The following is a 17,571-nucleotide window of genomic DNA, read 5'->3' as shown; positions in this document are numbered from 1 at the left end:
GTGCATGGTCTTGCCGGGCATAGTCGAAGAGCGCGGGTGAGAGAACGCGCTGGCCGTGCGCCGTCCCGCGCCCCCGGAAGACTTCTGTAAAACGGAAGACATCATTGATCGTGGAATACGCATTCCCGCTCGGCATCTCCGCTTCCCCGGTAAGGAACTCGTTGAAAACGCGCAGAAGCATCGGTGTGGTGGGTCCCACATTCGCTTCAGTAAACGACACCGGAACCCGCCGAGGATCGTCGGTGGCGCACCCGAAGCTGCTGTCCGTCATGCCCAACGGTGTGAACAAATCCTCTTGGGAAATACGATTGAAACCGCGCTTTTTCGGATCGGTATTGACGAGGATTTGGCCTAGCAGATCGTAGCCCAAGCCGGAGGTATAGATGCATTTGGTTCCGGGACTGTAGGCCGCCGGCAATGCGCACATCGCGGCAGCCTTAACCGCGAGGTTGCCGGCCTTGTCCAGTCCCAGCGGAGGCGGGACGAGACCGAACGGCAGCCCGGCGGTGTGTGCCAGCAATTGCCGTAGGGTCGCCCGCTGCTTGCCCAGTGCGCCAAACCCGGGAACGAGGTCCGCGATGCGTGTATCGAGGCCGAAACGGCCTTCGTCGATTGCTTTGAGGACTAGCGTCGCGGTGTATGCCTTTGACATCGACATGAGGAGGTATCGGTCGTCACCTGATGGAGCGCGACCGGGGGCCACCGTTCCGAAGCTCGCTTGGTAAGCCACCTGACCGTGGCGGGCGACAAGGATCGAAGCACCAAAGTGCTTCCCGCTGTCGATGTCGGCCTCAATAGACGCGCCAAGCCGGGCGAGCGCATCCTTATTCAAACCAAACGAGGGCGGAGTGGGATTGGGGTTCATTGGGGTGCCTAGCCTTTCCGTGATAGTTGCCCGCCATCTCTATTGTTACGCCACTTTCCTGCTTACAGCGTGTTCACTGTCCAGCGATGCCCGGGCCTCGGGAAAACAGCACGCACCGACGGAGCGCTCACAGTTTCGGCGCACGTGGACGACTGGCGCACGCCGATGCCGGCCGGCTGAGCCAACGTCCGTTTCCCACCCCTCCTGCGACCTTCGAAACGTCAGCAAATGGGCATGACCCCGGCGTCATTCGGGGCACAGCATCGCGACGGCCATGGAGATCAGGGTCGCACACTGCACGCCGACGACGCTGATGCCCAGCCATCTCAGGACGACGAGGTCGCGCTTCACCCTGTCGATGATGGTGGCAAGCTCCGTCACTGACTTCATGACGCGGCCTCCTCTACCTCTTCATCTTCGCCATCGTCTTCCCCGGAGCCGACCTCCACTTCCTGCAGATCACCCGTGACCCACCCCTCGTTGCGGCTGTGCCTGGTGTCGGGATAGTCGATGGCTGCGTCGAGATCGTTAAACGGATCGATGAAACCCGAGCCTATCGACCGGATTTCCCGTGACGATGATCTTCTTCATGGCTGGCTCTCCTCGGCTTCGCTTGGCGCGAGCATGCCGGCGTTGATCAGGACTTCCCGCAGCATGGCCTTGTCCTCCGGGTGCAGGATGCCGGTGCTGCGGTTCTGGACGAGTTCGAGCATGACGGTCGCCATGGCCGGGGCCTGGGCGAAGAGCCTGGCGTAGTCGACCGCGTCGTTCATGCCTGGAGCGACCCTGGCGACGGCGTAGCCATCGTTCTTGCCGACGATGCGGTCGTCCTTCGACTTCAGCTCGTAGCTGAGGATGCGTTGTCTGAACGGCATGTCAGGCTCCCACTGCGACGAGCTGCATAGGGATCTCCTCGACGGTGATCTCGCGGACCGACAGCTCGAAGGCACGGCCCGCCCCGGTGACATAGATCACCTTGGTCGGATCGTCCGCGACGAGATGCGCCTTGCCGTTGGGCATCCTGCGTCCTGCCCGCTGGATGGCCGGGTTGGCGAACTTCGACTTGGTCGAGACGACCTCGCCATTCGCCTCACGCACCGACATCGGCTGGTGGTTGCGGACCTTGCGGCCGATCCACTGGGCGAGGCCGGCGCAGTCGTTCTTGATGTGCTTTCTGACCTTGCCCATCACTCTTCGCCGTCTTCGTCGTCGCTGCCCTCGTCGGGTGCGTCGTAGTCGGGACCGCTGGCTGCGCCCGCGCCCTTGGTCACATTCGTGCTGGCCTTCTTCCAGGACATCACCGGGACGCCCTCGAAGGTGTACTCGGTGATCTTGCCGGCGCTCGGCTTCTCGACGACGACGACGATCTTGGTCGTGGAGCCTGGCGTGATCGGCCAGTCCTGCTTCTGCAGGAACTTCATGGCTGCGGACGAGCCGCCCAGGGCGAAGAACTCCTGATGCGTGTCTCGGGACTGCTCTTTCAGGTAGACGAGGTACTGCGACATGATCTGCCCCTCCATGGGCTTGCTCTGCGTGCGGCTTCGGGCTTCTGGCCAACGGGGGGCACGCGACGCCCCTGAACGCACAAAACGACCCCTGCGGGCCGCCTTGCTGTCATCTTCTGATCAACGGGTGCTCGTGGGGACGATGGCGCAGGGGATCGTCGCCTCGGCGAGATCCTTCATCTTCTGCCAGTTCCACGACACCGACTTCTTGCCCTTGATGGGACGGGCGAACATGCCGTTCGGGCAGATCATGCCGAAGCCGCCGTGGGGGTGCGACACCGTCACCACCGTCACCCGGATGCCCATGACAATCGACTTCACCGTCTGCACCTGCCAGCCCATCTCCAACATCTTCGCCAGCGTCTCCGCCTGGAATTTGTGGGCCTGCCTGGCGGCTACAACGTTCAATTCGCTCTGCTCGTAGCGGATCGTGCTCACCGAACCCTCCTTGGTTGTGGTGAAATTTCCCTATGCCTCCATCGTACTTGTGGGCCGGACGGAGGCAAGGGGAAATGCAATTAATTGCAGAAATTATGCTTTCAGAAACAAGGACTTATCGGTCGTCACACGCTTGACGCTCTGGTGAACTGCATCGGTGGCGAGGGACATGGCGACCCAGCTGACACCGGACTTCAGGGCGAACATGTGCGAGGCGAGGCTGAAGGACTTCATGACGGCTCCTGCGGAGTTTGGAGTTCAGGCTTGGACTTGTTCGGTACTTGTTCGGTACTTGGTCAGTGACCAAGCTCCGTCGGACCTCTGTCGGGTCGGTTTGCAATTAATTGCACATCACCAACGAACATGCACGCTCGGAATTGGCGTCGTGCCGCCATCCACAAAATTCACCAGGACCGGCTCGAAGAAACGACATAGCTCTCGGCATGGCCCTTGCCTAAATTGAGCGCAACGAGGTGCTCGACACGTTGGCGACGATAGAGGGGACGAGATGCAACATTGGGAAGAGCGACTAGAAGCCGAACGATTAGCGCTGTCCGCGCCCGAGGTTGTCTATGACTATCTGTCGAAGCTCCCGAAGCCGGCATACCGGTCGCCGGCGCTGTCTGATTTTGTGGTCGAGCGCCTACTCGCACGAGGCGAGGCGCTTATCGACCTCGGCCTGGCACGCTTCGCGACRAACTGGATGGGCGGAAAGCTATGGGACCGCGGCGAGATTATGCGCTTGGCGCTGATGAGCAATCGCAATGGAGTTTTCGTGCCAACCGATCGGCTCAAGGATGTGCTGAGCGAGGCGACGCGCGATCAAATGGAAGCGCTCATGTCCAACCCGACGATGGACGCATTCGTTCTTGCGTCGATCTTCTCGAACGAAATCGACCTGGATGAGGACACGTGGTGGGATGCATGCTCTTCAGGAGTTTACAACGAGCGCCTGCGCTATCTGCTGAAAGACAAGACATTTCACGAGTCCTGGAGCGCTTGGGAGCATAGGAAACCTATCGAAGCCGTTTGGGATCTGTACCTGCAGGCTCCGGCGACTGAGCGATGGGCGAGCGCCCTGGCGAGCATCGACCGCATCCCGTTCGAGATCGGTTTACCTGAGCGCCTGAAGCCCCCCAAACAAGAGAACGGGGAGATGTCTCAGGTCGAGTATGCGAAGCGACGGAGGATCTATCAGGAGTTTCTATGGAAGGCGGTGCAAGAGAAATGGGTTGGTCCAGGGGGGATCGAAAAGGAGGATGGCTACTCGAAATTTCGAAGCGCGCGACGAGCCTTCGCGGAAGCCTACCTTCGCCGTTGGCGTGGGGAGGCAGACAGGTTCATTGATCACTCCGATCCGGCTTTTCGGCTCGCAGCCTATGGCACCGATGTCGTCAGTGAACGCTGGCCGATTGAGAAGTTCCACGGTCGCGATGGCGACGAATTCCTTCATGCCATCGCCTGGAACGACACTCTGTTCCTTCTTGAGAACGGCGAGATACGGGCGAAGATCAAGCAACTGGTACTCGCGTCACAAAGGGATCTGGATTACCTCGTGAGCGGGATGGCCCACCGGGCGAAGGCTCTCGCCGAGGAGTACCCCGGACAATACGGCGACACGCCGGCCGAGTAGCGGGGCGAGCATCGGCGGCGGCGGCTCGTCGAAGCAGAACTTCGGGGCCGACGCGAGCAGGTGGCGAACTCAGACAGGGGGCCTGGCGTGCTTCGTCATGTTGCGGTGCCGGGACTTGGCGATGTTCATCTCTTCCCTGACGCGGGCGAGCGCCCTTGCCAGAGGCGAGCGTGCCTCGGTCGGCCCCAGCGCGCTGGCCATCAGGGCGAGCGCCTTGGCCTCGCCTTCGCTGAGATGGACGATCACCTGGAGCGGAGCATGCAGTCGCGGGGCGTGCGCTCTTGGGCGCGTGAGCGTGTCAGACATGACGGCACGGTCCTTGCGTCGTTTCTGAGTCGTTCGCGGGACGTTCTTCCGTTCTTGCGAGATCCTGCCACTTACGGACAGGCCTGTTCTTATCTGTTCCATCCGGTCCCATTCGGGACTGGGTCGGGTCTCTGTCGAGAACAATCGGAGGGCAGCCACGAGCGCCAGGTCCACCCAGGTACTGGACGAGTACAGTCTGGAAGCCGGTATCCTTCACCTGCGTCAGGATACAGGCAAGTGCTGCGACACTGATCTCCATGTCAATGGTGCGGACGCAGCTTTCGCCGACTTCGAGGAAGACCATGCCTTCCTTCAGCTTGCCCGTTCCGTCCCAGGCGTTCTGCAGCTGGACGTAGCTGCCGCCGTTGTTGCCTTCGGCGATGTAGCGCTCGGGGCTCTGCTTCGCCTGGTCGAGCCTCAAGCGGAGTCGCAGGCGTTCCTTGCGCAGCTTGCGGACCTCGTCGCGCAGCTCCTTCACATCCATGGTGAGCAGCGTCTTGCGCCTTACGGGCTGGTCACGCATCGGGCCTCACTCCTGCCTGTGCAATTAATGTCACAACGCTCGCCGACAGACGCTGCAGGATCTCCGTGCGGGCCTTCAGCTGCATGAGGCCGTGATGTGCCTTCACGTCGGGCTCCTCGGTCAGGCCGGACAGGACGACGCGGCGGACAAGCTCCTCGACCAGGCGTTCATGCGACATCCGCTCGATGCTCTCGGGCTGAGGCTTCTGGACGGGGCCGTCGAAGTGCCGCAGGTCGACGACGGAGGTCTCTTCTCCGTGACAGTGCTCGGGGTCGCCCAGCACGACGATCTCCCTGGTCGTGCGCTTGCAATGCTGGCAGCGGGTGAGGCCGTAGCCCTGTCCTTCCGGCGGTCTCTCCCAGAGATGCTTGCGGACCTGGGTCTGTCCTCCCGTCGTTATCGGGATCGTCATCTTGGTCTCCTGGGGCATGCGGCCCTCCTCGGCGCTGTCTTTCCGTCTAACAGGACATGTATAATTTGCAATTAATTGCAGAGCGACCGTGCGAATTTCTGTCCCGGAGCCGTCCCGTCGCACCATCAGCCGCCAACCGGCGTGCTTGATTTCGTGGACCACGCGCGTGCGGTCGGAGGTCAATCCACCTTTGGCGCGATGAAGCCGGAGTGACACCGCCCGATCAGGGCCGGAGGATAGCCCTTGCCCGCCAGAACCGGCAGCCTGACGGTCGCAGGGATGGCAGCGTCACCGGCAAACATGAGCAAGTGACCAAGCGTTACCGATGCTTCTCGTAGCAGGAGCTGCCTTTCGCAATCATGCAACAAACATAACCCCAACCGTCATTAGGTGAGAGTTTTTTGGAGGCGGCGAAGCTATGCGCGATCTGCCCACATTGGCTCAATCCCTTGGCCTTCCCGAGATTATACTGCTCGGTCCCCGATGGAAAAGAGAACATCACATTGTAGTCGGCAGTGTTGATGTGCTTACAGGTGAATTTAGAGTAAGAACTGCACTCATCGCCACAGCTCCCTAGCAACCCGCAYAACGCAATAGTAAGTGCTGCCCGCGCCGTAGGCTTCTGTTTCAGTAACATGGCGTCCCTCACGTCAATTCGCGAGAACTTGGGCATGCAAAGCCATCCTTATCAAGTGGAGGTGACGTCCCAGGCAGAGGCGGCACACCCACTATCGTCCTGCTACGGCATCGTCGGCAGTGACGGCGCCCGGCGTTGCATGCTGCGAGGCTGGTCGAGCGGCCTCGGTCACCGCGAGGATCGCCGCGCGCTATTGCGCGGCTTTCAACAAATTCTTCATGCAGGCCATCATCTCGGATACCGGCTGACCTGATTTCACGCGCTTGCCGTCGTCCGTCGTCTTAACGACTGAGAGGTCAATGCTCAGGGGAGTGTCGATCCCCGAGGGGGTACGGCCATATCTCAATGTGAGCTTCCCATCCGAAAGCGCACCGAAAAACATCGAGGTCGACGGCTCTGTCTTGAACAGCGTGAACAATGCGCCTGGCGTGTCGGWTGGATAGCTMTTGATCAGCGACGCATAGTTCGAGTTTCCTTCGGCTATCACGTAGGCGCGCTTGGGTGCCGCTGGGGTTAGCGCCATGGTTGCGGAGTCAACTTCGTGGACTACAACCTTCAGAACCGGCGAGATCACCTTGTTATTCGCCATCAGGAAACCAAACGAGCCGGAGACCTTCTCATAGGAGCCTTTCCGGACAGCCCAGTCTCGCACCAGAGTATTGAATTCGATACCGCAACCCGCGAGAGCGCCCTCCGCGAATGTCGGGGTATGGGCGACGGCTATTGTGCCCTCAAACTGAGACATAACGGCCTCGACGGCATTCGTTGGGGAGCCTTGAGCCCACGCAACCCCAGGAATAATCGCAGCGAGCAGCAGGCTAGTTTGGATCAGACGGATCACAGCCAGTCTCCGAGTGCTTTGCAGCCGTACCGTCGTATAGCTCGCTCGCCTATGAGCGGCCTCCGGGCAACGACCAGGGTTTGAATGCGCCGCGATGAGTAGCCTTTTCAGGCTTGGCTCCATGGCAACGGCTGCTTGTCGCATGAAGCCCGCCGCGCGGATTGTCGGTGACTGCCGATTTGTTGTTATTCTCAGCCAAAACGCCCGCATCATCGTTTTCGCTCGGTCAGGCGACGGCCTTCAGCTTCTTCTTGCTGGCATCGGCCCTTCGGTTCGCGACGAGCATGGCCATCAGGGCGGGCTCCTTGTTGGTCAGGCCCCTGCCGCTACGGCTGGCCCCGAACATCAGCAGGACTCACTGTGCCCTCTTTGGCGGTGTGAACGGGGTGACAGCGACTACGTTAGTGGGCCGGGCAACGAATGCAATTAATTGCAATCGTCGGCAACAGGAAAAGTCAACGGGCCTTCTGCTTCACGACCCGCTCCAGGAAGTCTTCGACGGGCACGTTCGACCATATGCTGCCGGTCGTCTTGAACCCGCAGCCATTCAGGGCCTCGCCGTGCTCGTCGAGCCATTTGATCATCGGTACGTCGTCGCTGAGGCTCGCGCCGATCCCGGCACAGGTCAGTACCGTTCCGGCCGGGAGGACCATGCTCCAGCTCTGGTAGCAGTTCGGGCCGCTCAGCCTCATGCCGTAGAGCCTGAAGCCGTTGCGGACGACGCGCCATTTCTGGCCGCGCTTGAATTCTGACCGCCTCATCGATTTGCACCCCCCGCGACAGAAAAAATCAGTCCCTCCTCGCCTCCCAGGCTTTGATCGCCGCCCTGGCCTGCTCGATGGTCTCTTCAAGCGTGACCGCGACGGGTGGCGCATGGCGGCCTGGCGGGTCGCCTGCGCAGGAGGTTCACCTTGGTCGTGGGGCATGGCGCGACCTGCTCGCTGTCGATCAGATATCCGAGCCAGAACACCGCATGGGTCAGCTGGTCACGGAGGTCTTCGGAAAGTTCTTCGTGCGTCGGTCTCACTGCGTTGCCTTCGTGTACATGTCGATGAGCGAGAGGCGGGTCGCGTGGCAGCTACGCTCTCTGTTGGTACTGCTGGCACGATCCAGCGCGGTGAGCATCCGCTTTAGCTCCACCTCTACCCGGCGATCATGGTCCTCGTCGTCGATATCGAAGCCCATCATCTCGGCCCGGCCCATGACATGCTGGATCACCTCGTTCGGGAGCCTGCCTGAGATCATCGAGCAGCCCTGGTGATAATACGCCAGCTGGGTGTACAGCCTGATCCCGACTTCTTGGTCCACCTTCTGGGCAGGAGCCGAGGCGATACCCAGGCTCAGTGCAAGAGCAAGAGCGGCAAGAGCGGCGAGAGGCACAGTCCTGGACATAGCCATTCTCGACTCCCCAGCTGACTAGGGTTGCTTAGACATAGAACAACGTCTTGTCCTTTTTCAGAACGAGGCGTCTGGCGCAGCCCTCGCAATTCGTGCCCTTGTCATGGGACGCTATCTGGATCTCGGTGCCGCAATCCAGGCACTCGGCGACACGGTAGAAGCCGGGAATGCCGAACAGCATGAAGTAGACGGCGACCGCGCACATCCAGATCGTGAAGCCGATGCCGAGCCAGGGGTGGATCGCGGTCATCGGCATGATGCCAAACCCGAGGAACAGGCCCACCATGATGGTGCCGCGCCAGTGGGCTCCACTCTTCGGCAGGGTCTCCTGGCAGGTGAAGCTGGGTTCGGCCGGCGGGGGCGGACTTGGCGGTGTCGGCCTTCCCCTGAACATCTCGACGACGTTGCTCACGAGCGCACTTCCTTGCACTGCGCGACTTCGACCTCTTCCATCGTGTCGTCGAGGATGGCCCAGCGTTTCATGCCGGGCTTGAACGCCAGGGTCGGCAGGCTCTCGTCAGACGGCTCGATGAAATAGCTGCCCGTCGAATAGGCGTGCGTGCGCCCCTTCATCGTCACCACGACGCCTGTCGGACCGCCCTTGCCGTAGTCGATCTTGACCTGGCCGGTCTTCGGGAACTTGCAACTGAACACCGACGATTTGCCGTCTTTGAGCGGCTGAGCGACTACTGGATCGCTTCCGAGAGCGGCTAGTGCGAGGGCGATGCAGGCGTAGGCGGTGATCGGTTTCATTGCGGTAGCCCTCCTTGGCTACCCGTGCTGACTACCACTACATCCTTGCAGTTAGTTTCACCGTGGCAATAGCGTTTGACCTATCGGGTTCTGTTCCCAGCTGAATTTTCGGGAATGGTGAATTGGGACTTTACGGAAGCTCGGTGACTGGTGGACGGTTTCGATGGTCGTCCTTGCTCTTGTCTCCCTGCTCTCCTGTGTCCTCTGTATCTGGGTCTTTTATGGGGGTTGGTGTCCCTTCCTTGCTTGCCGCCGTGAGCGCCTTTGTAATGGCCTGGAAGAGCGTCTTGGAGGGGACTTTGTAGGTGCTTGGGAGCTTCAGGATATCCTGTCTTGCCGCGATGGCTTCGGAGTACGTGTCATACTCCAGTGAGAGCGTCTGCCCTGCTCCCTGCATGAGGAGGAAACCCCACTTGGATGATCGTGGGGTCTCYGTGCTCAGACTGACGGGGCTGACGAATGTGATCGTTCTGCCCCTCATGGTCAGGCTCTCTTCTTAAGCGTGGGGAACGACTCCTGCCGCGACGGGTAGATGTTCTTCCTTAGCTGCTCTTCAAGCTGGGCAACGGTGTCTGCCGCGATCAGTGGGCTGCCGCCGTGCTCGGAAACGTTGCTGTTGGCGATCTGCTTGCCGTCATGCGTGATCTGTCCGGTGAGGACGTGGAGCGCCTGGACGCCGCCTTGGTACTCCCGGAGYAATTTCTGCTGGCCGTCGAAGTCGAGGACTGCATCCATGCTCTCCAGGTGCTGGACGAGAGCGATCTTGTCCTGGACGATCTTCCTAACGATCAGGTCCATCACGGACTGGGTGTCGATGTTCATGGTCTTCTCCTGGTTTGGGCCGCGATGCTTGCGAACCATGTGAAATTAATTGCACAACCGTGCTCAGGAAAAGCCGGCCACTAACTTTGGAGCCGGCTGAACCGTCTACTTCTTTGGCTTGTCTAAGCCGTTCGACACTGACTGGATCAAATCTAGGAGTGCTTTCTCCTTATCTACGATCCCGCGTCCCGAACGCTTGCCGCCGTGCTCTAGTAGCGCCTTCTGGAACTCAGCATACTCCTTCGGACTGAACCTAAGAAGGACGGTCTTGGCGTTAGCTAGTGGATCTTCGCCGCGAAGAATTTCGTTGATCTCCGCAACGGTGTGTTTCTCGGCCATCGTCAACTTCTCATCGACATTGACCTTAGTGACGTGATTGCAGATCAGCTGCAGCTTCGTCCAACCGACACGATGAAGTCGGTTCTTGGGAACGCCGAGACCGTTAAACGCCCGCGCGATGTTGACCAGGTAGTAGGCTTTGCGAGTACCGAGTCCGGCTTTCTTAACGGCCTGCTGGTATTTCTCGGGGTGAGCGTCCTTTAAGGCCATAAGCGTGCGGCCAAGTTCGAAGAAGTTCTCATCGAACGCTTCGGACAAGGAGACGGCTTTGCTGTAAAGCTCGTCGACATCAGCCATTTCTGCACTCTCCACGGTCGGACTATCGAAGCCACCGGTCAGCTTATCATCGCCCCGACGGTGGCCTCTGCGTATATCAGCGGGTTGGCGGCTTAGCAGTCATTGGGCGACCCTCCTTGGTCTGGATCGAACCGATTGATGTGTATACTCTAACTGTAAGCTGCTGATAAAAAAGGATAAAGCGCAAACAATATTCAATAAACCGCAAAATGACCGAGTGTGGTTAAAAGAACCGGCACCCGATCTTCTCATCGTTCGGCAATCCACTGGGATGACCGATCAGGCGGTGAAGCCGTACCTGCCACGGCGCGACCGATCCGCCCTCCCCTTCGACGGAAGAAGTTCGCCCGGATGAAGTTGCGGACGAAACAGCCGGCGAGCGCCGCCATCTTCATCTCGACGCCCTCGCTGGCCTTGCCGGTGAGGCAGAGCCCGGCCACGGTCGTGTCGCCGACATAGCGCTTGAAGCGCCTGGCGTACTCGATCTCGTCCGGCCCGCAGGCAGTGGCGAGAGGCGTCCAAACCCATTGCGACTGGATGCCGGCATCGCGGGCGTAGTTGTCGACATCCGCGATCAACTGCGAATGGCGCTCCTTGTCGAGCACGCCCGACTTGAAGGGATCGACGTGAGGCATAGTCACTCTCCGGGGGCGTTCAGGATGGCCATCAGCTCTGCCAGCGTCTTCGGCTTGTCTTCTTCCGGCTCTGGTTGCGAAATTAATTGCACAGGAGGCGTGTACTGAACAGCCTTCGGGACAATCTTCCCTGCAGATTTCTTCTCGACCGGGAAGGCGAGGTTGATCGCGATGCCGACATGCTTGAGCAGGAACTCGATGCTCGGCTGCGCTGGCGTCGTCTTGACTCCTGCAGCCTCCTCCACGGCCTTCACGAACTTGATCCAGTGCCTGATGGCCCAGGACACGACTGCGGCTCCACGGCCACCCGGACAGGCTTTCAGCAGATGCTTGAACTGGCCCATCTGCTTCATCGTGAACGGGCCAAAGTATTTCGGGCCGTACACCTCCTGCACGGTGTCGATCCAGACCTGCTTCAGGCCGGTAGCCGAGTCGGGCTGGTTCAGGAGCTTCYTCGCCTTGACGGACGCCATCACGTCGCTGGCCTTCATGGACTGGTCTCCGGTCGTCTTGGGGGTGATGTGAGCCTTGGCAGCCTTGCCGCCCTTGGCGGGCTTGTGAGCGGCTGGGGCGGGCTGAGGGAGCGAGGGGGTTTGGGGGAGTGAAGGAGAACTCGGGAGAAGACCGGGATCTGTTGAAGGGACTTCAGGGTCTCCCTGGCACTCGGGTTGAAAACCCGATTGCGTTTCAGTCTCTCCTTCTTTCTCTCCTTCAAGGAGATACGAAGTATCTTCTTTATGAGTTGGCCCTCCAGGGCCGACTGGACCTGGCCCCACAGGGCCAACTGGAACTGGCCAGCGGGAGCGGGCCATCCACTTACGTCCGTCCCGCTCGATCCGGGGCTCCCACGCCATCAGGCGGTAGAGAACGACCCCGGCAGTCAGTGAGTCGGTCGCCGCGTTGCAGCAGCCGAGCTTTGATTTAGCAGCCATCATTCATCCGGTTCTAGTGAAATTAATTGCACAGCAGCGTGGAAAAAGCCCCGTAGACGCCAGCTGGAGGTCGGCGCTACGGGGTCTTCTGCACCCGGCAAGCTGGGGGGCCTTTGCGCCGGGGAGTGTGGGATCTATCCGCTACTACGGATCGCGCCGTCGAAGCGACTCAGTGAAGGTCGTATAAGGCCCCATGGTGCTCACGAAAGGCAGTCTGGTCAAGTAAGGACAAGATTAGCCAATGCTCGTTCATGCCACGCTTCGCCGAAAGAAGCGTTTGACTGCGTTGATCTCCGGGCCGTCCGTGGCGGCACTGACGAGGCGGAGGCACTCCGTCGCGGAGATGCTGGGGGGCGGCAGCTGGGCWACCGTCGCGGCCCTCACCTCATCAAGCGCGTGCGCCATCCTGGCCGCGCGGCCTCGAAAGCGTCATGTGCCTTGCGCATCGCTTCGAGGGCGGCCTCTGCCATCTCAGCACGCTGCTCCATAGAGGCGACCGCGTCCATCGCCATGACCTGAGTGTCAACGAGCATGTCCGAGAGGTCGTTGCCGTGCGCCTTCGCGGTCTCCACGGCAGCGGGTGCTGCTGGCGGGGTGGGCAGCTCCACCGCTGGCGCGGACATGCGAGCAAGGGCTTTGGCAGCCTCGGAGAGTAGGCCAAACGTGGCCCCATCGGAGCGTGAGGCGAGTTGGAGCAGTCGCTCCGTGAGATCAGCCTTGGTTACCATCGGAGCCCCCGGCACGGGCGTGCGAGTTCCAGCAGGCGGGCTGTCGGGCATCGCCGCGGAGCCGCTGTCCCCAAATGCCCCTTTGCTCCCTGGCACTAGCTAGCCGCCGTCCCTATCGGCCCACCACCGATCCCGCAGATCAGATATCGTCTCGTCGTCCTTCGCCCGTCAGGTCGGGCTCTGTGAGCGCCCACATCACGCCTTCAAGCATGTGGTACAAGGCTTCGCCCTGTACGTCATCCGACAGCATCGGGACACCAGGCACGCCACACGTGACATGGGCGACGATCAGTTCGCTGGTGGCGTCGACTGCGGCATCCCAGCCCGCAGGGCTGCGCATGAGTGCTCTGATGGGTGTGATTTCCCGGGCCGTGACCTGGGAACGCCAGGTGCGCCCGAGCCTGAGGCCATACAAGTGGGGATCGGCTCGGGCTTCGCGGGCTTGCGCGAAGTCGATCACGTTCCGGGAGCGCATGCGTTCCCCCTTCTGTGCCTTCGGGCATGAGAACGTAAAGATGATCGGCGAGCCGAGATCAAGTCAATAAGACAAAGGTTAGAGGTCCGTCACCGAAACGTCGTGGGCAAGAAGCGCCGCACTTTCTCGATCACCAATTTCAGCACGAAGCCCCCGCCCCACCCGGTCAGGGCGGATCCGACGATAAGCAGCCCGAGGATGCTGGGGTTGAAGCCGGTTACAATCAGCAGCCCGATCGGGAGAACAAGCACCAGAATGGTGCCAAGCCGGGCGTTGATGAGCGTCGCAACGCCGACGACACCGGCGACGCTGGCGATGATGTAGCAGATGGTGTTGAGTCCATGGGTTATTCCATGGGGCGGAGGGCGCGCTTGGTGCAGGCCGAGCGCACGTAACCGTAGCATCTGCTGGCCCCTTGAATGGGCGTTCGTGCTTTCATCATATTGCCCTCGCCTACTGACACTCGGGCTCGTCCTTGAACGCGAGCGATGTCGATCGCCCGACTGGCACGGACCTCGACACCGGCGACAGATGGGGACAAGCACACAGCCCGCAGCCGCTTGACGTCTTATGTTCATGGCAGATCGGCCTCGACGACCGCCCCCCCCGAATACTCTGCCCCTGCGTCCGCCGCTTGTTGCTCTCCGCCAAAGATTTGCTTGCCCCTGCCCAGGCTGGCTTCTTGCGGCTTGGGGCATGCCGCAGGTCCCTGAAGCTCCAGTGCGCAGGCGCTACCAGCATGGCTTCTGAATAGGCCGTGGCTCCGCGGCAATAGCTTCGACCAGCTTGTTTCGATGACGCGAACACCGAGCGCAATTCAGCGTTAGCCCTCGCCGGCTCAGTGCGGCGCCAACATCCCGCCCACGCGGGTTCCTGCAGTGATCATCCGACCATGGCGATCAGGCCGGGGTTCGCGTGCAGGAGGCGGCGAGCGCCGATCCCCGCGCGGTCCCCCCTTACCCGCGCACAATGCCGATTTACCGCTTCTTAACCACGGCGGGCGCCATTCTAAGGTGTCCATCAGAGCCGGGGGCCTGGAAAGGACCGTGACCATGCGAGCGCTCGATGCTGATCAAGCCGTCGTGGATCAGTTCGTTGGCCTGCCAGTTGCCATCGTCGAGCGCCGGTTGATCCTCGCCACGCTGCGGAAAACCGGCGGCAACCGCACCCATGCGGCCTCGCTGCTCGGCATCTCCATCCGCACGTTGCGTAACAAAATAACTTTGTACGCAGCGGACGGCTACAATGTACGGGAACCTGCACATCCAGCGGCACAATGAGCACGCGATGTCCCTTGCCTCCTCACATGGCATCGCCGCAGCAAACCTCGTCTCCACCGCAACCATGGCCGGCCTACTGCGCTCCCTGGTGCAGAAATGCGTATTGCAGCCCGCCGACGTAAGGGAGATCTACGAAATCGCCCTTCTCATTCTTGAACAGCAGCAAGGCGCTGTGCCGGACGCGGAAGTAACCTTCAAGGCCGCCCGATCCGCAATTGAACCATCTGCGGCATTGAGGCCCTGGAACCGGGTGGTGGGATAGAGAGGTTCATAAAACTGGCAGTTCGGCCAGAATTCCGAGCAGATCGCGCGGCTAGCCCAGTGCAAATAGTACCACTTGCGGGATGCACCAAACGAAGAGGCTCGGCATTTGCGACGTGGTATCTTGGGCTAGGAATTCAGTTCTAAGATAGAGCGGTCGCTGAAGCCGAAACGAGATTATTGCCCCCTGAGATGACAGCAACGAGGCTGCTGCACAGCCACAGTAATCCCGGAACCAACGGAGAGGGGAAGCTCTAAGACCTCAAAGGCTGCTATCGGAACTCAGCTGCCACGGCTGAGATTGATCGGTACCCGCGTCAGATAGAGCTTCCCCTCCCACTTCCCCAGCCTAGGCAGCCGACGGCTGCTCCGCAAGAAGCAGTTCCAACAGTCACTCCGCTTGAAGCCGAGCTAGGGGCCGACAAAGGCGGGCGTGGAGCCTCGCCTCTGAGGTCTCGATCCGCTCGGCCTTCTTGTCGAAGGCGTGGCGGCGCATCCATTTAGGCTTCTGCCAGATCAGGCTATTGATCGCCCCACGGTCGCAGAGCTGACGCCGGAGCTTGAACGCCTGGTTGATGACCTGATCATGAGGCGATTTGCGCGGCGAGCGATAGCCGCTCAAAATGCTCCTGCCATTCCGCTCCTGTTAGGGGGCGGCCCAGTTCCGCTTCATCCTCGGCAATCGTGCCTTCGCATTCCGCATCGCTGGGCGGACGGTTACTGATCATGAAGAACACACCACTGCTCGCGCGTATTGCCTCCAGTTTCGCAATGCGCTCTGACAATCGCGTCATGGCGCCGGCCTCGCTGCGCTCGCCATGATGACGGCATTCAACTCGGCATCGGACATCAACCGCACACGGCCGCTCGGCGTTTGATCGACCAGGTCGCCCGTCGTGCGCATAAACGCCGCCAGCTCAGTGTCGGAAAGCCCAGGCACATCGCTCCATCGGGCTTCCGGCAAATCCGCAGGCTCGCGCATCACGCCCATGACGGTCGGATCGCCACGCTTCAGGGCTCCAGCCGCGAGCGCTCGCTCGTAAGCCTGCTTGCTGGAGGGCCTCCGCCGACCGCTCCCAGAGCACGAACGCGATGGCTGCCCGATTGCCGCCAGCATACCGCTGCTCCAGTACCCTGAAACGGCGTTGGAGGTCGGTCATGTATCTGCCCTCATCGTGGTGCGGACTGCTGCGACGGCGTGAGGGCCGGGCTCCCCGATTAACTCGGGACTGAACTGCTCCGCCCATTCTGGATCAGCCAAAATAGCCGCCACGAGCGCGTCGATCTCTTGCTGGGCGACGGGACCAACGGCCGGCCGGCGCCGGGCCTCCAGCTTGGCGAGGCGAAGGTGGGTGGCCTTCCTCATGCTCGCCCTCCTTCGAGTGCCTCGTGCCTGCGATGCAAATCGGTGACCTCGATGGCGTTGCGTGGGCATCGACCAGCCTGCCGAGTTCGGCGGCTTCCGATGGCGTCAGTTCCCCCGCTGTGACCGCCTCCAGGATTGCCTGCGTGGCGTTGCGCAGATCGGCGGCAGTCTCGATCCTAGGAAGGTCGAACGTCACGGGTCGGTCGCGACGAGCGGGCGCCAGCCGATCCATGCACAGCCACAGCGCGGTCATATCGCCGGCCTTGGCAAGCTCTACAGCCTTGCGCGTAAGTACCTCTGCCTCGCCCTCCAAAATGCGATGCGATGAAGTCGAAGACGGCGAGCGTCATCAAAAGAGCGCCCCCGCTGGTTTCCTGAGCCGCCGGCTTCCTCCATTCCCCGCCGGGCCTCGCCTCGCCTCGCCTCAGGCGTTCCCGTTCCGGGCCGCCTCCGAGCCTCCATTCCCCAATTTAACTGGCAAATCTGCAAACAATCAAATCATAGCGCGCGCTCGATTATGTAATAATGCCCGTAAAAATAACACCCCCAACCACGACGACGATGCGCTGCCCCTGTGATTGGGCTAGACATGGGACGACGAGTTGCCGAGTGAAGTTGTTGCGCATCCGCAAGCGGAGGCCCAGGAACCATGACCCACAAATGCGGAGCAGGCCTTTGCCTTCTTCGTGTGGTGCCGCTTTGATCGAACGTCAGCTTGCGGACCGGGGTCGGACGGGAAAAATCGACCGAGACATTTGAAGTTCAGTGTCAGGCGACCGGAGTTGGCCCAATTCCCGACATTTGCAGCGTCGGCCTTCGGGCCGGGCATCTTTGCTTACCTCAGCCTGAGCTTTTCTCCAGGAAAGTATCCACTCTTGGTCCCGGAGTTGACTTAGCGGCGGCGCGGCTTCGCCGTCCGGCCAGATCCAGTGGCCTGCCGGCCCGCGCTCTTATTTGGGCAGCATTGGGATGATAACGAACGCGGCGAGAGCAAGCACGACCGCGATGCGCAGCCAGACATCTCTGAGGTGTTGTTCCTCACAAGCATGCGACGCTCCCCTAACGCAACGACAGAACTCACATGTTGAACCCGTCTGACCTGCATCCCAGTGATGGAGCCACCCA

The 17,571-nt window shown here is 60.8% G+C and carries 28 protein-coding genes; 4 read left to right on the top strand and 24 right to left on the bottom strand.

The window, feature by feature from the left end; all coding sequences use genetic code 11:
* The 7 genes from AC1D34_RS18850 to AC1D34_RS18820 form a co-directional block, all read right to left on the bottom strand.
* Positions 1-865, bottom strand: an 865-nt coding sequence (locus AC1D34_RS18850; RefSeq protein WP_476825006.1) for a serine hydrolase domain-containing protein, incomplete at its 3' end; no start/stop codon positions are given.
* 246 nt (positions 866-1,111) lie between these two features.
* Positions 1,112-1,255: a hypothetical protein gene (locus AC1D34_RS18845; protein ID WP_476825005.1), complete on the bottom strand. Its 144-nt coding sequence runs from the start codon at positions 1,253-1,255 to the stop codon at positions 1,112-1,114.
* Positions 1,256-1,452: 197 nt separating this feature from the next.
* A complete protein-coding gene (locus tag AC1D34_RS18840) occupies positions 1,453-1,740 on the bottom strand; it encodes a hypothetical protein (RefSeq protein WP_476825004.1) in 288 nt (95 codons plus the stop codon).
* 1 nt (position 1,741) lies between these two features.
* Positions 1,742-2,053, bottom strand: coding sequence for a hypothetical protein (locus AC1D34_RS18835; protein ID WP_476825003.1), 312 nt, complete (start codon positions 2,051-2,053; stop codon positions 1,742-1,744).
* On the bottom strand, positions 2,053-2,370 hold the full coding sequence (locus AC1D34_RS18830; protein ID WP_476825002.1) for a hypothetical protein: 318 nt from the start codon (positions 2,368-2,370) through the stop codon (positions 2,053-2,055). The genes AC1D34_RS18835 and AC1D34_RS18830 overlap by 1 nt, the downstream gene beginning before the upstream one ends.
* A 120-nt stretch (positions 2,371-2,490) precedes the next feature.
* Entirely contained in the window at positions 2,491-2,808 is a 318-nt protein-coding gene (locus AC1D34_RS18825; protein WP_476825001.1) for a hypothetical protein, read from the bottom strand.
* A gap of 93 nt (positions 2,809-2,901) precedes the next feature.
* Positions 2,902-3,042 carry a hypothetical protein gene (locus AC1D34_RS18820; protein WP_476825000.1) on the bottom strand — a complete coding sequence of 47 codons (141 nt, stop codon included), beginning with the start codon at positions 3,040-3,042 and terminating at the stop codon, positions 2,902-2,904.
* Positions 3,043-3,316: 274 nt separating this feature from the next.
* Between AC1D34_RS18820 and AC1D34_RS18815 the strand changes: the two genes are divergently transcribed.
* Positions 3,317-4,441 carry a hypothetical protein gene (locus AC1D34_RS18815; RefSeq protein WP_476824999.1) on the top strand — a complete coding sequence of 375 codons (1,125 nt, stop codon included), beginning with the start codon at positions 3,317-3,319 and terminating at the stop codon, positions 4,439-4,441.
* Between the two features lie 69 nt (positions 4,442-4,510).
* Here the strand turns inward: AC1D34_RS18815 and AC1D34_RS18810 are convergent, their stop codons facing one another.
* The 15 genes from AC1D34_RS18810 to AC1D34_RS18740 all read right to left on the bottom strand — a co-directional run bounded on the left by AC1D34_RS18810 (position 4,511) and on the right by AC1D34_RS18740 (position 13,943).
* Complete coding sequence (locus tag AC1D34_RS18810; protein WP_476824998.1) at positions 4,511-4,747, bottom strand: hypothetical protein; 237 nt, start codon at positions 4,745-4,747, stop codon at positions 4,511-4,513.
* Entirely contained in the window at positions 4,740-5,270 is a 531-nt protein-coding gene (locus tag AC1D34_RS18805; protein WP_476824997.1) for a hypothetical protein, read from the bottom strand. Before AC1D34_RS18805 ends, AC1D34_RS18810 begins: the two co-directional genes overlap by 8 nt.
* Positions 5,263-5,700 (bottom strand): hypothetical protein, encoded by a 438-nt coding sequence (locus AC1D34_RS18800; RefSeq protein WP_476824996.1) that lies wholly within the window; start codon positions 5,698-5,700, stop codon positions 5,263-5,265. The genes AC1D34_RS18805 and AC1D34_RS18800 overlap by 8 nt, the downstream gene beginning before the upstream one ends.
* Before the next feature lie 809 nt (positions 5,701-6,509).
* On the bottom strand, positions 6,510-7,160 hold the full coding sequence (locus AC1D34_RS18795) for a hypothetical protein (RefSeq protein ID WP_476824995.1): 651 nt from the start codon (positions 7,158-7,160) through the stop codon (positions 6,510-6,512).
* Positions 7,161-7,615: 455 nt separating this feature from the next.
* Entirely contained in the window at positions 7,616-7,921 is a 306-nt protein-coding gene (locus AC1D34_RS18790; RefSeq protein WP_476824994.1) for a hypothetical protein, read from the bottom strand.
* A 262-nt stretch (positions 7,922-8,183) separates the two neighbouring features.
* A complete protein-coding gene (locus AC1D34_RS18785; protein WP_476824993.1) occupies positions 8,184-8,558 on the bottom strand; it encodes a hypothetical protein in 375 nt (124 codons plus the stop codon).
* 28 nt (positions 8,559-8,586) lie between these two features.
* Positions 8,587-8,970, bottom strand: a complete 384-nt coding sequence (locus AC1D34_RS18780) for a hypothetical protein (protein ID WP_476824992.1) — start codon at positions 8,968-8,970, stop codon at positions 8,587-8,589.
* On the bottom strand, positions 8,967-9,311 hold the full coding sequence (locus AC1D34_RS18775) for a hypothetical protein (protein ID WP_476824991.1): 345 nt from the start codon (positions 9,309-9,311) through the stop codon (positions 8,967-8,969). The genes AC1D34_RS18780 and AC1D34_RS18775 overlap by 4 nt, the downstream gene beginning before the upstream one ends.
* A 483-nt stretch (positions 9,312-9,794) precedes the next feature.
* Positions 9,795-10,133, bottom strand: a complete 339-nt coding sequence (locus AC1D34_RS18770) for a hypothetical protein (protein WP_476824990.1) — start codon at positions 10,131-10,133, stop codon at positions 9,795-9,797.
* A 105-nt stretch (positions 10,134-10,238) separates the two neighbouring features.
* Positions 10,239-10,769 carry a hypothetical protein gene (locus AC1D34_RS18765; protein WP_476824989.1) on the bottom strand — a complete coding sequence of 177 codons (531 nt, stop codon included), beginning with the start codon at positions 10,767-10,769 and terminating at the stop codon, positions 10,239-10,241.
* 248 nt (positions 10,770-11,017) lie between these two features.
* A complete protein-coding gene (locus AC1D34_RS18760) occupies positions 11,018-11,404 on the bottom strand; it encodes a hypothetical protein (protein ID WP_476824988.1) in 387 nt (128 codons plus the stop codon).
* A 2-nt stretch (positions 11,405-11,406) separates the two neighbouring features.
* Positions 11,407-11,895, bottom strand: a complete 489-nt coding sequence (locus AC1D34_RS18755) for a hypothetical protein (protein ID WP_476824987.1) — start codon at positions 11,893-11,895, stop codon at positions 11,407-11,409.
* A gap of 821 nt (positions 11,896-12,716) precedes the next feature.
* Positions 12,717-12,908, bottom strand: a complete 192-nt coding sequence (locus AC1D34_RS18750) for a hypothetical protein (protein WP_476824986.1) — start codon at positions 12,906-12,908, stop codon at positions 12,717-12,719.
* A 295-nt stretch (positions 12,909-13,203) separates the two neighbouring features.
* Positions 13,204-13,404 carry a hypothetical protein gene (locus AC1D34_RS18745; RefSeq protein ID WP_476824985.1) on the bottom strand — a complete coding sequence of 67 codons (201 nt, stop codon included), beginning with the start codon at positions 13,402-13,404 and terminating at the stop codon, positions 13,204-13,206.
* Positions 13,405-13,628: 224 nt separating this feature from the next.
* Complete coding sequence (locus AC1D34_RS18740; protein WP_476824984.1) at positions 13,629-13,943, bottom strand: hypothetical protein; 315 nt, start codon at positions 13,941-13,943, stop codon at positions 13,629-13,631.
* Between the two features lie 648 nt (positions 13,944-14,591).
* On the opposite strand from AC1D34_RS18740, the gene AC1D34_RS18735 reads away from it, so the two are divergent.
* Entirely contained in the window at positions 14,592-14,819 is a 228-nt protein-coding gene (locus AC1D34_RS18735) for a helix-turn-helix domain-containing protein (RefSeq protein ID WP_476824983.1), read from the top strand.
* Positions 14,820-14,826: 7 nt separating this feature from the next.
* On the top strand, positions 14,827-15,081 hold the full coding sequence (locus tag AC1D34_RS18730; RefSeq protein WP_476824982.1) for a hypothetical protein: 255 nt from the start codon (positions 14,827-14,829) through the stop codon (positions 15,079-15,081).
* 583 nt (positions 15,082-15,664) lie between these two features.
* Here the strand turns inward: AC1D34_RS18730 and AC1D34_RS18725 are convergent.
* Together AC1D34_RS18725 and AC1D34_RS18720 are read right to left on the bottom strand one after the other, a co-directional pair.
* Positions 15,665-15,874, bottom strand: coding sequence for a hypothetical protein (locus tag AC1D34_RS18725; RefSeq protein ID WP_476824981.1), 210 nt, complete (start codon positions 15,872-15,874; stop codon positions 15,665-15,667).
* Positions 15,871-16,071 carry a hypothetical protein gene (locus tag AC1D34_RS18720; protein WP_476824980.1) on the bottom strand — a complete coding sequence of 67 codons (201 nt, stop codon included), beginning with the start codon at positions 16,069-16,071 and terminating at the stop codon, positions 15,871-15,873. Before AC1D34_RS18720 ends, AC1D34_RS18725 begins: the two co-directional genes overlap by 4 nt.
* 436 nt (positions 16,072-16,507) lie before the next feature.
* Between AC1D34_RS18720 and AC1D34_RS18715 the strand changes: the two genes are divergently transcribed.
* On the top strand, positions 16,508-16,774 hold the full coding sequence (locus AC1D34_RS18715) for a hypothetical protein (protein WP_476824979.1): 267 nt from the start codon (positions 16,508-16,510) through the stop codon (positions 16,772-16,774).
* The last annotated feature ends 797 nt before the right edge of the window (positions 16,775-17,571 follow it).

This window comes from Allobosea sp. P1_A7, from assembly GCF_056406775.1.
This window is presented reverse-complemented; position numbering and strand designations above follow the sequence as displayed.